Source organism: Promicromonospora noduliphila (assembly GCF_056951025.1).
In genome coordinates, this window is sequence record NZ_CM167806.1 from 5,359,427 (window position 1) to 5,373,105 (window position 13,679).

Sequence of the window (13,679 nt, forward strand, 5' to 3'; positions counted from 1 at the left end):
GCCGGGGCGACCTACCGGGCCAAGGCGACCAAACGCGCCGGACCGACCTACCGTGCCGGGCCGTCGACCATCTGTGCCGGGCCGACCTCCTGGCTGTGCACCACGACGTCGTACCAGTCCTCGGGCGTGCTCCCGGTCATGGTCGAGGCAGGGCCCGCCGTCGGATCGCCGCGGGTGAGCATCGGCGCCTCCAGCCAGTCCCGCACCTCCTCCGGCGCGCGCTGGTCCAGGTCGACGAGGTACCGGGCACTGGGCACGTCGCCGAGCGGCGCCTCGAACCAGTCGGGTAGCGCCGGCGGCATGGTCACCGGATCGCCCTGCTCACTCGACGCGACTCCTCGGTCGAAGGTGTAGCCGACCCTGACGTACCGGTCGCCGTACCAGTCCGCGACGAACGACCCCACGCTGGCCAGCCGCATCGCCCCGCCACCCGGGAAGGTGACGGCCAGGTCCGGCGCGTCGGCGGTGTGCGCAGCGGCGGCCCAGTAGATCACCTTGTCACCCGAGTACCGCTGCCACCACCGCAGGTTCTCGGCCGCACGGGCGTCGCGGTACGCGGGGATCTCGTCCCACGGCAGCGCGAACGCCGTGTACCACGAGCGGATCTGCCGCGCGTGCTGCAACGCCAGCGCGTACTCGCGGTCGCCGGCCCGGTGCGGCGCCTCGGCGACGATGCGGTACACGGCCTCCGCGCTGCTCACGTAGGGTGCCTGGTCCTCCACCTCCTGCATGTACCAGTCCAGGTGGGCCTTCGCGTCCTTGGTCTTCGGGCTGATCAGCTCCAGGTGCGGAGTCAGCTCTCCCAGGAGCTCCGGAGCGCGTGCGGCCACGTAGGCCCGCACGGCGTCGTAGGCCAGTTGCCTCGTGGCGAAGTACTCCACCCCCACGAACCGGACGTCGTCCCGGTGCGTCCGGTTGTACTCCCGCAGCCAGGACAGCAGGTCCGCGACCTCACGGGTGCGGTGCGCGTGGCTCAGCTGCGCGACCAGGGCGTCGCGGTCGTCGCGCCTACCCTGGAGGTAGTCGTTGATCATCAGGCCGAGGGTCCAGTCGTCCTCCCAGGCCAGGGACCGAAACCCGCGCTCCTCGACCAGATACTCCACCGCCCGGCGCTTCAGCGCGGTCACCTCGCGCAGCGCATGCGCGGACTCGCCAAGGCCGACGATCTGGGCGCCCTTCGTCGCTCGCCCGAGCGCGGCGAGATCGGGGCCGGGACGCGTGAGGTCCCGAACCGGGACCGCATGCTCGCCCACCCAGGACACCACTGGGTCGGGCTCCGCGGCCTCCGACGGCGGCCGGGCCGCCGCCGTCGGCACCATCGCCGCGGGGATCATCGTGAGCGCCGTCACCCCCGCGAGGGCGGTCATCGTGAGGGCTCGTACTCGCTTGGGCCTGCTCTGGGCTGCGCACATGGGTCGTCTCCCGTGCCGAGAACTTGCGGACACCCCCGAGGATCGCCCCCGAGCCGCGGGGTCACGTCCGGTCCACGGCGACACCTGTCGTACGCCAAGCGACGTACCAGTCCTCCGTTCGGTCGACGACGCCCCGCGGCTACGGCGTCGTACTTGAGCCGACGGCGCCCGCAGCTACAGCGCCCGCGTTCGGCCGACGGCGTCCGCGGCTGGGCCGACGACGGCGCCCGCACCCTCCCGCCGACGCCGGCCGACCCACGTCCCGCCGTCAGACCGCTCAGATCCACCCGTGCTCTGCCGCGATGCGCGCCGCCTCGTGCCGGTTGGCCGCGCCGAGCTTCGCGATGGCGGCCGCCAGGTAGTTCCGCACCGTCCCGCGGGTGAGCGAGACGCGCTGCGCGATCTCGTCCACGGGGGCGCCGTCGCGCGCGAGGGCGAGCACGTCGGTCTCGCGCGGGGTGAGCGGGGAGTCGCCGGCGCCGATCGCCTCGGCGGCGAGCTCCGGGTCGACGTGCCGGCCGCCGTCCGCGACCTTCCGCACGACGTCCGCCAGCGTGCGGGAGGACACGGTCTTGGGCAGGAAGCCGCGCGCCCCCGCCGCGAGTGCCGCCTTGAGGTACCCGGGGCGGCCGTAGGACGTCACGACGATGCAGCGGCAGTCCGGCAGCTCGGTCGCGAGCCGGCGGGTCACCTCGATGCCGTCGGGCGCGGGCATCTGGAGGTCGAGCAGGGCCACGTCGGGCCTCAGCCGGACGGCGGTCGCTATCGCCTCCTCGCCCGACGCCGCCTGGCCGACCACCTCGAAGTCGTCCTGGAGATCGAGCAGCCCGGCGATGGCGTCGCGGATGAGGTGTTCGTCGTCGGCGACGAGGATGCGGGTCATGCGCGGTCCCTCTCCGGGATCGGGATGGTGGCCTCGAGCAGGAACCAGTCTCCGTCGCGGTGGGTCGCGATGCGCCCGCCGAGCGCCCGGATCCGCTCGGACATCGCGGCCAGGCCCGTTCCGCCGTCGGGCCGCGGCGCGACCTGGCCGTCGGCCGCGAGACGGCCCGCCACGACGGCGCCCGCCGGGACCGGCGCCGTCACTCCCGAGGCCGATACCGGTCGGCCGATCGCCGCGCCCGCGCGGCTCGCGCCGTCGTTCGCGATCGTGAGCAGCACCTCGCCGTCCTCGTGGGTGGTCGTGAGCGTGACCTGCTTGGCCGCCGAGTGGCGCAGCACGTTCGTCACACCCTCGCGGACCACCCAGGCCAGCCCTTCAGCGGACCCCTCCGGCACCGGGTCGCCGGCCACCGTGCAGCGGATGCCCGCGGAGTCGAGCAGCGACCGCGCGCCGGACACCTCGCCGTCCCATGTCACACGGGCCTCGCCCCGCACCACGCGGCGGACCTCGGTTCCTGCCTCTCCGGCGAGCCGCCGGACGCCGGCCAGCTCGACGGCCGCCCGCTCGCCGCTGCCGTGGCGCACCAGCTCGGACGCGAGCTCGCTCTTGACGGCGATGGTGGTGAGCGTGCGGCCGAGCACGTCGTGGAGGTCGCGCGAGATGCGCAGGCGCTCGTTCGCGAGGGTGAGGGCGGCGCGGTCCTCGTGCGCCTGCTGCAGCTCGCGCAGCACCCGGAGCAGCCACGCGCCGAACCAGCAGCTCCACAGCACGAGGCTGATCAGCGCCAGCCCGAGGACGACGAACCAGACCTCGGCGACCGCGGCGAGCGGCGCGGCCACGACGACGAACGCCGCGTTGAGGTAGAGCGTGCGTCGCGTGTCGAGCACCGGCACGAGGCTGGCGGCTGCCGATCCGGCGGCCACGGCCGCCGTCATCCTCAGGTCCGGGGCGGGGAAGGCGAGCGTCGCCGCGACGAGCGCCACGAGGGCCAGCAGCCACGCGACGACGACGCCGGTGGCGAGCCGTCGCGGGCGGTCGAGCACGTGGTCGAGGCTCCAGCGGGTGACCAGGACGTTCCCTGCGGAGAGCGCGAGCGCCAGCACGACGACGGCGGCGAACGGAGCCAGGTCTTCTCCGCCGACCACCCACCCAGGGGGCAGTGCCGCGCTGACGGGAGAGAGGGCCGGCGCCGTCGCCACGCCGTACGCGGTCCAGCGCACGTAGGCCTCGTACCGGCGGGTGCTCACCGTCGACCGATCAACCATGGGTCTCATTCAACGGTCAGCCCGCCGCGCTGTCGAACAGCCAGCTGTAGCGCAGCCGTGTCGCCCGCTCCGTGCGTCCTTGAACGTGTTCATGGTCGGTCCTCGTGTCTCGACAGGTGCCCGGGAGCCGAGTTCGGCTCCCGGGCACCTGGGGCGGACGCCCTACCGCTCGCGGGCGGAGGCGCCGCGCCCTCCGATGGGTCGGCTACGGGTCAGGACGCCCGGCAGGACACGTCCCGCACGGGCATCGTGCCGTGCACGAGATAGTTCGTCGTGACGTTCAGCGCGCACGGGTTGTCGCCGAGGACGTACACCCCGTGCCCGCTCGCGTCGACGGTCACGAGCCGGGACCGATCGCCGAACTTCTCGTGCAGCAGCTCGCCGCCGCGGAGCGGCGTGGCCGGGTCGCGCCGGTTCTGCACGATCAGGACATCGGCCGGGCCTTCGTCGTCGATCGCCACCGGCGGCTCGGCCGGCTCGTACGGCCAGTACGCGCAGGGCACGATGTTGGCCGCCGCCGCGCCGAACATCGGGTACCGCTCGCGGTCCTCGGCGACGGCGCGCTGGTAGTCCGCGAGGTTCTCGGACCAGTCGACGTCGTTGCAGGTCACCGCGAGGAAGACCGACCAGGCGTTGTCGTGGGGCGACAGCTCGCCGTCGTTGGGCGACGGCTCCCCGCCGTCGGCGACGTTGCCAGCCAGCATGCCCAGCGGCTGGTCGACGGCGTCGAGCTGCTTCCGGACCGCCGCGTCGTCGGAGGCGTGCACCGACTGCCAGAGCTGCGCCAGCTTGGGGTACTGCGACGTGCGGTAGAGGTACGCGAAGGTGGTGAACCGGAAGATGCGGCCGTCGGCTCCGCCCACCGGGGTCTCGTCGAGCTGCTCGGCGAGCTCGAAGTAGGTGGCGCGGACCTGCGCCGGCGTGCGGCCCAGCCCGTAGCTGCCGTGGCGCTTCGCCGCCCAGTTCGCGAAGTCCGGGAACGTCTGCTCGACGCCGAGGGCGAACCTGCGCAGGGCGTCGCGGTCGAGGACGGTGTCGCCGAGGTTGCTGTCGAGCACGATCCGGTCGGCGTGCTCGGGGAACATCGAGGCGTACGCGGCGCCGAGCGCCGACCCGTAGGAGTACCCGAGGAAGCTGGTCTTCTCCTCGCCCAGTGCCACCCGGATCCGGTCCAGGTCGCGGGCCATGTTCGCCGTCGTCACGTGGCGCAGACGATCGTCCTGGTCGTTCTCGGCGCACTGCTCGGCCGCCGACCGGGCGACCTTCGCCTGCTCCGCGGCCGCCGCCGCGTCGACGGCGTAGGGCGGCACGTTGGCCTGGTACGGGCCGTCGACGGTAAAGCCGCAGCTCACCGGGGTCGAATAGCCGACGCCGCGGGTGTCCATGCCGATCAGGTCGTAGCTGTCCAGGACGCTGTCGGGCAGGCCCCTGGCCCCCAGGAGCGTGGACAGGTTCAGCCCGGACCCGCCCGGGCCACCCGGGTTGAGCATGAGCACCCCGCGCCGCTTGCTCGGGTTCTCGCTCGCGAGCCGGGAGATCATGAGGTCGATCGTCGGGCTCGCCGGGTCGGAGTAGTCCAGCGGCACGGGCACGGTCGCGCAGGTGAGCTGGTACGGCACGGCGGCGGCCACGACGTCGTCGGGGCAGGTGCCCCAGTCCACCTGCGCCGTGGGCTCGTCGTCCTGGCTCGCGGCGACGGCGGGCACCCCAGCCAGCGAGCCGGCGAGGCCCAGCACGGCCAGGAGGGCGATGCCGCGGCCCGCTCTACGTCGTCGAACGGTGCGTGTGTGGTTTCTCATGGACCCAGCCTCTGGCCGCGCAGGCGTTGCGGGCAGTGCCGCCGGTCATGAGTTCTGCTGTGCTGCGCACGGGTCGGTGCATGACAGATGTCATGGACCGCCGGCTACGCCGGACCACCCGCGCCCTCGGTGCCGCGGTCGATGCCGAGGGTGGCGACGAGGTCCTCGTGGAGCTGGAACCACACGCGGTGACAGGAGTCGAGGTGCGTCTTGTCGACCCAGTCGTGCTGTCCGGCCCGCGCTCGCCGGCATGCCGCCTCGAAGCGGGTGTCGTATCCGCCGAATCTCGCCAGCGCTCCGGAGAGGCGACCGACCAGCGGCGAGAGCGCGCCGCTGAGCGTGGTGAGCTCCGTCAGGATGCGTCCGTCCCAGGCGGTGTCGGTGTGATCGTTGGGTGCGAAGCGGTCCTCGTCGGTCGGTCTGAGCTGCCAGTCGGTGCACGCGCGCAGGAGCCGGGCGTTGAGCGGCAGGAACTCGCGGTAGACCGCCTCGACCGTGTGGTCCGGATCGGCGCTCGCCCGTTCGCGGGCGAGCTGCCGCTCGTTCTCGGCGCGCCCGCCCTCGGTGAGCGACCAGCCCCGGAGGTCGGCGAAGGCGGAGTGCTGCGTCCATCCCCTGCGCTCGGACTCGCGGAGCACCCTCATGGCCTCTTCCGGAGAGGTGCCGGCGCGGTCGGCGATCGCCGCGCCGTCGGCGAAGCCGAGCAGCCGCGTCGCGTGGAGTACCCGCAGACCCAGCGGCGACTGCTGGGTCACGGCTGCTCGCCCTGCCGTGCGCCCAGGCGTGTGTAGTACTGCTGACACGCCTGGGGCGAGCGGAACCCGGTCGCCTCGGCGATCTGGGCCCAGGTGAGTCCCACGTTCCGTGCCGTGAACAGCAGGCCGAGCTCCACGCCCTCCACCTCCGCCCGCGCGGCGGGCACCAGCGCGAGCGCGGTGAGCAGGTCCTCGGGGTCGAGGTCCGCGGAGCGCCAGAGCGCGAACTGCGTCAGGTCGACCGCGGTGGGCGGCACCGGGACCGGACGCCACGGCCGGCGCTCCAGCGCGTCGGCGCCCAGCTCGAGGAGCCGGTCCTGTGCCTCGCGTTCACGCTGCGCCTGCGCGTGGTCGACGCCGCCGGTCTGATCCAGGTCGTGCTTGCGGGCCATGGCGCCCATCCTGCACAATCAACAAAATGTTGTCAACGTTGTGTTGATGTGAGGTCAGAGTGACGACGCTTCTGGATGCGACCCACGAAGCCTGCGGCGGCAAGGCCGCGACGCTCGGCGCACTGCTGCGAGCGGGGCTACCGGTGCCCGAAGGATTCGTGGTGCCGTTCGCCGCGCAGCCCGCCCGTGCCGAACCGGACCGGCGGTTGCCGGCCGCACTCCGGCGCGAGGTGGCGGAAGCGCTCGCCCGGATGGGGAACCCGCCGGTGGCCGTGCGCTCCTCGGCTGCGTACGAGGACGCCGCGGACGCTTCCGCGGCAGGTCAGTACGAGAGCTTCCTCGCCGTCCAGGGTGTGGAGGCCGTCGCTGACGCGATCGGCGGCTGCTGGGCGTCGGCGTCCTCGGCGCGCGTCGCGGCCTACCGGAACCGCGCCGACGACGGCGAGGCGCGGGCGGAGCCGAAGATGGCGGTACTCGTCCAACGGCTCGTCGATGCGGACGTCTCAGGCGTTCTGTTCACGCCCGCTCGGCCCGGCGACCCCACCCGGATCGAGGCGAGCTGGGGGCTCGGCCCGACCGTGGTGGGCGGAACCGTCACGCCCGACGCGTACGAGGTCGCACCGGACGGGACGATCCGGCACACCATCGGACGCAAGACGACCCGCCTGGACCGGGACGCGGACCACACGGGCATCGTGGCCCGCGACGTTCCGGAGGGTCAGCAGAACTCACCAACGCTGGCCGACGCCGACGTCGTGCGACTCGCCGCATTGGGAGCCCGCGTGGCGGAGCTTCTCGGCGGCCCGCAGGACGTCGAGTGGGCGATCGCGGACGGAACGGCCTGGCTGCTCCAAGCCCGGCCCGTCACGGCTCCGCTCCCGCCGACGCCGCACCAGGCCTCGGCCGCGGACGACGGGCGGCTGAGCGGAGTGCCAGGGGCCCATGGCATCGTGACCGGAAGAGCGCGCATCGTCCGCGGCCCGGCCGACTTCGGACGCGTCCGCTCCGGCGACATCATGATCTGCCCGTACACCGACCCGGGATGGACCCCGCTGTTCGCGATCGCCGGCGGCGTGGTGACCGAGACCGGCGGGGTGCTCTCACACGCGGCGATCGTCGCCCGCGAGTACGGGATCCCCGCCGTGCTCGGCGTCGCGCAAGCCACGACGCGTCTTCGCGACGGCGCCCGCGTCACGCTCAGCGGTACGACGGGGACGCTCACACCGCACTGACGACCGACGGCGCGCTGCCCCACGAGACGCGCCTGTTCACACGAGAGGAGAACGGGAGGCCCATCCCCGGTGCGGCCTGCCGACATCCATGGCAACCAGATACCTCTACATCGCGCGACACGGCGACGCCGACGCGTTCGGTGAGCTCACCGACATCGGCCGAGAACAGGCTCGGCTGCTCGGACAACGCCTCGCACATCTGCCCGTCGCCGCCGTCTGGCACTCGCCGCTACCGCGCGCGACGGCGACCGCTCAGGAGATCGACGTCTTCCTGAGCGGAGCCGTCCCCGTGCGCGAGGCGCCGGAACTCATCGACCACGTCCCCTACGTTCCCCCGATCGAGGAGACCCCTCAGCCCTGGGTGCCGTTCTTCGACGGTTACGACGCCGAGGAGGCGGCTGCGGGAAACCGGACCGCCCAGAGCCTCATCGCGCGATTCGCGACGGCGCCCACGCACGGCGACGACGTGCATGAAGTACTCATCACCCACGCCTACCCCATCGCGTGGCTCCTCCGCGACGCGCTCGACGCCCCACCGGTGCGCTGGCTCGGCCTGAGCAGTGCGAACACGGCGCTGACCGTGATCGAGTACCGGCCGGGCATCCCGCCCAGCATCACTATGTTCAACGACATGAGCCACCTGAGCCCCGAGCTGCGCTGGACGGGATTCGGCCGGACCGTCCGCCCCTGACCGTCGGGCGCTCGATGCCGTCGCCTGACGTTCTGCCCGACGTCGACTCCGGCCGCAAGACGGTGCACGAGCTCCGTCAGGAACAGCTACCCACCTCGAAGGTCGCCAAGGCGTTCAGCCACGTCCAGTTCCACGCGCGCAGCCCGATCCGGGTACCCAGCGACGCGCTTCCTGGCCTGGTCCGGCTGGCCAGGCCGGCCGGTGCCCCCGACCGGAAGGCACTGGTCGTCTCGAGCGACCACCCGCAGGCCGTCCAGCTCGTGACCCGGCTCTACGACGACCTCGGGTTCGACACGGTCGACAACAGCCCGCCGTCCCGGCGTCGGCGCTGCCCGTCGTCGAGTGGAACGCAGGGCGTCTCCGGTACGTTGGGATCGGCGGTGCCCCGTTGTGCAGGCACTGCCTTTGACATTCGAGCCCCGCACGAGGCGCCGGGCTCGCGACCCGCGGAAGGACGATGGACGACAGCCGAAGTACCAGTACCCAGGCACGCGCGCAGCTCTTGAGGGGGTGCGCCCGATGACCTGGGTGCTCTCCCTGCTGCTCGGTGTCGTAGTCATCCTGGCCATCACCGCGCTCACGGGATACTTCGTGGCGCAGGAGTTCGCCTACATGGCGGTGGACCGTTCGCGCCTGGCCGCCCGCGCCGAGGCCGGCGACGCCGCCGCCCGCCGCGCCCTGTCGGTCACCCGGCGCACCTCCTTCATGCTGTCCGGCGCGCAGCTCGGCATCACCGTCACGGGCCTCGTCGTCGGCTACGTGGCGGAGCCGCTGGTCGGCACCGCCGTCGGCGACGGGCTGGACGACGTCGGCGTGCCGGCCGGGGTGGGCGTGGCCATCGGCACCGTGGCGGCCCTGCTGCTGTCCACGGTGGTGCAGATGCTGTTCGGCGAGCTGTTCCCCAAGAACCTCGCCATCGCCCGCCCTGAGGCCGTGTCGCTCTGGCTGGCCCGCTCGACCACGGTGTACCTGGCCGGCCTCGGCTGGCTGATCCGCGTGTTCGACGCCGCGTCCAACGGCCTGCTGCGCCTGCTGCGGATCGAGCCGGTGCACGACGTCGAGCACTCCGCCACGGCGCGCGACCTGGAGCACATCGTGGCGGACTCGCGCCAGAGCGGCGACCTGCCGCCGGACCTGTCCAACCTGCTGGACCGCATCCTGGACTTCCCGCGCCAGGACGTGGAGCACGCCATGATCCCGCGCGCCCGCGTGGACACGGTCGAGCCCGGTCTCACGGTCGGCGAGGTCAAGGCCCTCATGGCACGCAGCCACTCCCGCTACCCGGTGGTCACGCACGACGACGCCGTCGGCGTGGTGCACCTGACGGACCTGCTGTCCGGCGACGTGCCCGACGACGCCCCGGTGACCACGATCGCCCGCCCGCCGCTGGTGCTGCCGACCGCGATGGCGCTCCCCGACGCGCTGCGCGAGCTGTCGGCCAGCCGGAACGAGATGGCGTGCGTCGTGGACGAGTACGGCGGTTTCGCGGGTGTGCTGACCCTGGAGGACCTGGCCGAGGAGCTCGTCGGCGAGATCACCGACGAGCACGACGAGCCCGAGCCGCCGCTCCTCGTGGCCGACGACGACGGCATCTGGACGATGGCCGGCGACGTGCACCTGGACGAGGTGGAGCGCGCCGTCGGCCACGACCTGCCCGAGACCGAGCACGAGACGATCGCCGGCCTGGCCGTGGCGACCTACGGGTCGCTGCTCGCGGTGGGCGAGTCGGTGGACATCGACCTGCCCGACGACCCGGCCGACCTGGCCACCAACGAGCCGCCGCCGGACCGGGTGCTGCACGTGGAGGTGCTGGAGGTCGCGCGGCACGTGCCCGCACAGGTGCGCGTCACCGTGCAGGAACGTCCCCGCGGCGCCGCCGCGCCCGAGGACCCCGCCACGCAGGACGGTTCCACCGAGGCCGAGGAGGCCACCCGATGAACGACCCCGTCGTGGTGGCCGTCGCCACCGTCCTCATCATCGCCGCCAGCGCGTTCTTCGTCGCCATCGAGTTCGCGGTGCTCGCGGCCAAGCGACACCGGCTGGAGGACGCCGCGGCGTCCAGCCGGTCGGCGCGGGCCGCGCTGCGCTCCTCGAACGAGCTCACCGTGCTGCTGGCCGGGTCGCAGCTCGGCATCACCGCCGCGACCCTCGCGCTCGGCGCGATCACCAAGCCCGCGGTGCACCACTGGATCACGCCCGTCGTGGAGACGTGGGGCGCGCCGTACTGGGTGGCCGACGTCGCCGGGTTCGTCCTCGCGCTGGTCATCGTCACCTTCTTGCACCTGGTGGTGGGCGAGATGGCGCCGAAGTCGTGGGCGATCGCCCACCCGGAGACCTCCGCGACCCTGCTCGCCCTGCCCATGCGGGGATTCATGTGGCTGACCCGGCCCGCCCTGGTCGCGCTGAACGAGGCCGCGAACTGGTGCCTGCGGCGGGTCGGCGTGGAGCCCACCGGGCAGGTCGCCTCCGGGCGCAGCCCGGAGGACCTGCGGCACCTCGTGGAGCACTCGGCGAACGTCGGCGCGCTGGACGCCGTCTACTCCGACCAGCTTGCCGGCGCGCTCGACCTGCGCCGCCTCACCGTCGCCGACCTCGTGGCGGGGCACGCCCCGCCGGTCACGGTCCCCGCGACGGCGACGGCCGGTGACGTACGCGCCGCCGCCGACCGGTCCGGGCACCTGCGGATCCTGGTGCAGGACGCCGACGGCGCCCCGAGCCAGGTGGTGCACGTGCGGGACGTGCTGCTGGCCCCGGACGACACGCCGGTCGCCGACGTCGCCCGACCCGCCTACACGCTGGCCCTGACCACGCCGCTGCACACCGCTCTGGCGTCGATGCGGGAGACCCGCAACCACCTCGCCGTCGTGCCGGACGAGCAGGGCGGGCACGCCGTGGTCACGCTTGCCGACGTGCTCGCGCGGATCTTCCCGCGCACCATCGCAGCGGTCTGACGCCTGGAGACCTCACGCCTGACGGGTCGGCGGGCTACGGCTCCCGCGCTGCCAGCCGCCGCGCGGCGGCCACGACCGCCGCGCGGCGCTCGGCGGTGTCGCTGCTGTCGGTGCCCGTCGTGATGCGTGCGATCTGCGGGACCGCGTGCCACCAGGACTCCAGGGCCATGATCGAGAAGAGGAGCATCCCCGGCGTGAGCTCGTCGTGGAGCGTCCCGTCAGCCTGCGCCTTGGCGAACCTCTCCTTCTTGGCGGCGTAGCTGGCCGAACGGGCGTCCTCCTCGACCACCTGGCCCGGGGTGGTCAGGCCTTCCCAGAGCAGGAGCCGGACCAGCTCGGGATGTGCCGCGTGGTAGTCGAAGACTCGCCCGGCGTAGTCGCCGACGGGGTCCTCGTGGGTCGGGTCGAAGACGACGGACCCGGCGATGCGCTCGCTCTCGACGGCGAGCACCGTGGCGAACAGGGCGTGCTTGTTGCCGAAGTAGTTGTAGATCCGCTCCTTGTTGACCCCGGCCACCTTGGCGATCCGGTCGATCGTGGTGCCGGTGGGCCCGTGCTGGGCAAACTCGGTCACGGCCGCGTCCAGGATCTTCTGCTTCGTCGCCTCGGTGTCCCACGCCATGGGGATATCGTAATCTCCAACTTGTGCGTTGGAGATTGGCTGTGGCAAGATTCCAACTAATCCGTTGGAATCTCCTCGCTGGAGTATGCCGTGTCAACAGTCGTCGCACCTGCCGTGCGCGGCGTCGCCCAGATCCAGGGCCCGCGCGCCGTAACGGGAGTCTTGCTCGCCGCCGTCCTGCTCGTCGTCTCGCACATCTACGTCACCATCCCGCTCGTGCCCGCGATCACCGATGAGTACGCGACCACCGTCGCGGCAGCCGCCTGGATCGGGAGCGGCTTCGGGTTTGCCTTCGCCGTCGGAAATCTCGTCTTCCCCACGATCTCCGACTACGTCGACCCCCGCCGCGTGATGGCGTTCGGTCTCGTGGCGGTCGCCGCCACCGGGCTCGTCGCGGGCTTCGCGCCGAACCTGCCGATCCTGGTGGGCGCCCGTGTTGTCCAGGGTTTCCTGGCGCCCGCGCTGCCGCCCGTCGCACTGGCCTACCTGCCGCGCGTCCTCCCGGAGCGCATGCGTACGACGGCGCTCGCCGTGCTGTCGAGCACCTTCCTGCTCTCCGGGATCGTCGGCCAGGCGTGGGCCCTGGCGATCGGTTCCACGTACGGCTGGCGCTGGGTGCTGTGGGGGCTCGTGCCCCTGCTGCTCGTGGTCGCCGCACTGGTGGTCCGGCTGCCCGCCGTGCCTCGCCCCGCCGAGACCGGGTCGGTAGCCCAGGTGCTGGGCACGCTCGCGGGCCTGCTGCGCCGGCGCCAGATGCTCGTCGCGTACACCGGTGCGGTCACCATCCTGCTCACGTTCGTCGGGATGTACGTCGCGCTCCAGGCCTCAGCGACCGAGCTCGGCGCGGCCGACCCCGTGACCGGGCTGCTGCTGCGCCTGCCCGGCCTGCCCGGCATCGTCCTCGGCTGGTTCGCCGGGATCTTCATCAGCCGCTGGGGCCCCCATCTGACCGGAGCCGCGGCCTTCGGGATCGCCGCGCTCGGGCTCGGCGTCGAGGCCATCGACGGGCCGTTGTGGCTGACCCTGGTCGGTAGTGCCGTCTTCGTCGCCGGGCTGGCGGTCGCCGTCCCGGCGGCCGTGACGCTCGTGGGTATCACCAGCGGTCCGGCACGAGGTGCCGGCATGGCCGGCTACGCCTTCCTGATCGGCGCCGGTGCGAGCCTCGGGCCGCTGGTCGCCGGCGCGCTCCAGGGCGCGGGCTTCGCCGCGACCTGCGGCGTCCTCGCGGCCGTCCTCCTGGTTCCGGCGACGGCGTTCGCGGTCAGTGGGCGGGGCCGCGGCTAGATCCGGCGCCGGGGCGATCCGGTACCTGGGCGCCGGCCGCGCCCAGGTACCGGAGATCCCACGGCGCCGGATCAGCTTCCGTCGCCCTCGTTCGGCGGCGTCATGTTCGCGTACTCCTCGATTCGGTCGATGAGGCCGCCCTTGAAGCCGAAGTACATCGCCACGGGCAGCTCGGTGCCGGACCCGTCGGGCATGGTGATGTGCAGCACGTGCTGCTGGAGCACCTCGTCGGGCTTCTGGAACTGACGGGTGATCTCGTACCGCAACGCGACGACGCCCCCGCCGCCGCTCGACGTCTGCTCGAGCTGGTCGAGGTTCTCCTCGATCGTCTGCTCGCCCTTGCCGTCGTTGTGCCAGACGGTGGCCGTGTCCGTGCACATCGCCCGCATGCTC

General features: G+C 72.7%; 14 protein-coding genes. 6 read left to right on the forward strand and 8 right to left on the reverse strand.

The features are described from left to right. Positions 1-47: 47 nt before the first annotated feature. The 6 genes from AC0QU1_RS23340 to AC0QU1_RS23365 form a co-directional block, all read right to left on the reverse strand. Complete coding sequence (locus AC0QU1_RS23340; protein WP_483572823.1) at positions 48-1,367, reverse strand: erythromycin esterase family protein; 1,320 nt, start codon at positions 1,365-1,367, stop codon at positions 48-50. Between the two features lie 322 nt (positions 1,368-1,689). Beyond that, entirely contained in the window at positions 1,690-2,295 is a 606-nt protein-coding gene (locus tag AC0QU1_RS23345) for a response regulator (protein WP_483572824.1), read from the reverse strand. Further along, positions 2,292-3,560 carry a sensor histidine kinase gene (locus AC0QU1_RS23350; protein WP_483572826.1) on the reverse strand — a complete coding sequence of 423 codons (1,269 nt, stop codon included), beginning with the start codon at positions 3,558-3,560 and terminating at the stop codon, positions 2,292-2,294. The genes AC0QU1_RS23345 and AC0QU1_RS23350 overlap by 4 nt, the downstream gene beginning before the upstream one ends. A gap of 212 nt (positions 3,561-3,772) precedes the next feature. Next, positions 3,773-5,359, reverse strand: a complete 1,587-nt coding sequence (locus tag AC0QU1_RS23355; protein WP_483572827.1) for an alpha/beta hydrolase — start codon at positions 5,357-5,359, stop codon at positions 3,773-3,775. Between the two features lie 104 nt (positions 5,360-5,463). After that, entirely contained in the window at positions 5,464-6,114 is a 651-nt protein-coding gene (locus tag AC0QU1_RS23360) for a transcriptional regulator (protein ID WP_483572828.1), read from the reverse strand. Continuing rightward, positions 6,111-6,506, reverse strand: coding sequence for a DNA-binding protein (locus AC0QU1_RS23365; protein ID WP_483572829.1), 396 nt, complete (start codon positions 6,504-6,506; stop codon positions 6,111-6,113). Before AC0QU1_RS23365 ends, AC0QU1_RS23360 begins: the two co-directional genes overlap by 4 nt. A gap of 59 nt (positions 6,507-6,565) precedes the next feature. On the opposite strand from AC0QU1_RS23365, the gene AC0QU1_RS23370 reads away from it, so the two are divergent. The 5 genes from AC0QU1_RS23370 to AC0QU1_RS23390 all read left to right on the forward strand — a co-directional run bounded on the left by AC0QU1_RS23370 (position 6,566) and on the right by AC0QU1_RS23390 (position 11,380). After that, entirely contained in the window at positions 6,566-7,738 is a 1,173-nt protein-coding gene (locus AC0QU1_RS23370) for a PEP/pyruvate-binding domain-containing protein (RefSeq protein WP_483572831.1), read from the forward strand. Between the two features lie 88 nt (positions 7,739-7,826). Continuing rightward, complete coding sequence (locus tag AC0QU1_RS23375; RefSeq protein WP_483572832.1) at positions 7,827-8,429, forward strand: histidine phosphatase family protein; 603 nt, start codon at positions 7,827-7,829, stop codon at positions 8,427-8,429. Between the two features lie 14 nt (positions 8,430-8,443). Beyond that, on the forward strand, positions 8,444-8,935 hold the full coding sequence (locus AC0QU1_RS23380) for a hypothetical protein (protein WP_483572834.1): 492 nt from the start codon (positions 8,444-8,446) through the stop codon (positions 8,933-8,935). Positions 8,936-8,948: 13 nt separating this feature from the next. Then, positions 8,949-10,367, forward strand: coding sequence for a hemolysin family protein (locus AC0QU1_RS23385; protein WP_483572835.1), 1,419 nt, complete (start codon positions 8,949-8,951; stop codon positions 10,365-10,367). Then, positions 10,364-11,380: a hemolysin family protein gene (locus tag AC0QU1_RS23390; protein ID WP_483572836.1), complete on the forward strand. Its 1,017-nt coding sequence runs from the start codon at positions 10,364-10,366 to the stop codon at positions 11,378-11,380. Before AC0QU1_RS23385 ends, AC0QU1_RS23390 begins: the two co-directional genes overlap by 4 nt. A gap of 34 nt (positions 11,381-11,414) precedes the next feature. Here the strand turns inward: AC0QU1_RS23390 and AC0QU1_RS23395 are convergent, their stop codons facing one another. Beyond that, a complete protein-coding gene (locus tag AC0QU1_RS23395) occupies positions 11,415-12,002 on the reverse strand; it encodes a TetR/AcrR family transcriptional regulator (protein WP_483572837.1) in 588 nt (195 codons plus the stop codon). Between the two features lie 90 nt (positions 12,003-12,092). Between AC0QU1_RS23395 and AC0QU1_RS23400 the strand changes: the two genes are divergently transcribed. After that, on the forward strand, positions 12,093-13,286 hold the full coding sequence (locus tag AC0QU1_RS23400) for an MFS transporter (protein ID WP_483572839.1): 1,194 nt from the start codon (positions 12,093-12,095) through the stop codon (positions 13,284-13,286). A 71-nt stretch (positions 13,287-13,357) separates the two neighbouring features. Here AC0QU1_RS23400 and AC0QU1_RS23405 read toward each other — a convergent pair whose 3' ends face one another. Continuing rightward, positions 13,358-13,666 (reverse strand): nuclear transport factor 2-like protein, encoded by a 309-nt coding sequence (locus AC0QU1_RS23405; RefSeq protein ID WP_483572840.1) that lies wholly within the window; start codon positions 13,664-13,666, stop codon positions 13,358-13,360. Positions 13,667-13,679: the final 13 nt, after the last annotated feature.

Coding starts and splice junctions, on each gene's coding strand:
- AC0QU1_RS23375 (WP_483572832.1), top strand. CDS start 7,827: ATGGCAACCAGATACCTCTACATCGCGCGACACGGCGACGCCGACGCG.
- AC0QU1_RS23365 (WP_483572829.1), bottom strand. CDS start 6,506: ATGGCCCGCAAGCACGACCTGGATCAGACCGGCGGCGTCGACCACGCG.
- AC0QU1_RS23340 (WP_483572823.1), bottom strand. CDS start 1,367: ATGACCGCCCTCGCGGGGGTGACGGCGCTCACGATGATCCCCGCGGCG.
- AC0QU1_RS23345 (WP_483572824.1), bottom strand. CDS start 2,295: ATGACCCGCATCCTCGTCGCCGACGACGAACACCTCATCCGCGACGCC.
- AC0QU1_RS23380 (WP_483572834.1), top strand. CDS start 8,444: ATGCCGTCGCCTGACGTTCTGCCCGACGTCGACTCCGGCCGCAAGACG.
- AC0QU1_RS23395 (WP_483572837.1), bottom strand. CDS start 12,002: ATGGCGTGGGACACCGAGGCGACGAAGCAGAAGATCCTGGACGCGGCC.
- AC0QU1_RS23355 (WP_483572827.1), bottom strand. CDS start 5,359: ATGAGAAACCACACACGCACCGTTCGACGACGTAGAGCGGGCCGCGGC.
- AC0QU1_RS23390 (WP_483572836.1), top strand. CDS start 10,364: ATGAACGACCCCGTCGTGGTGGCCGTCGCCACCGTCCTCATCATCGCC.
- AC0QU1_RS23385 (WP_483572835.1), top strand. CDS start 8,949: ATGACCTGGGTGCTCTCCCTGCTGCTCGGTGTCGTAGTCATCCTGGCC.
- AC0QU1_RS23405 (WP_483572840.1), bottom strand. CDS start 13,666: ATGTGCACGGACACGGCCACCGTCTGGCACAACGACGGCAAGGGCGAG.
- AC0QU1_RS23350 (WP_483572826.1), bottom strand. CDS start 3,560: ATGGTTGATCGGTCGACGGTGAGCACCCGCCGGTACGAGGCCTACGTG.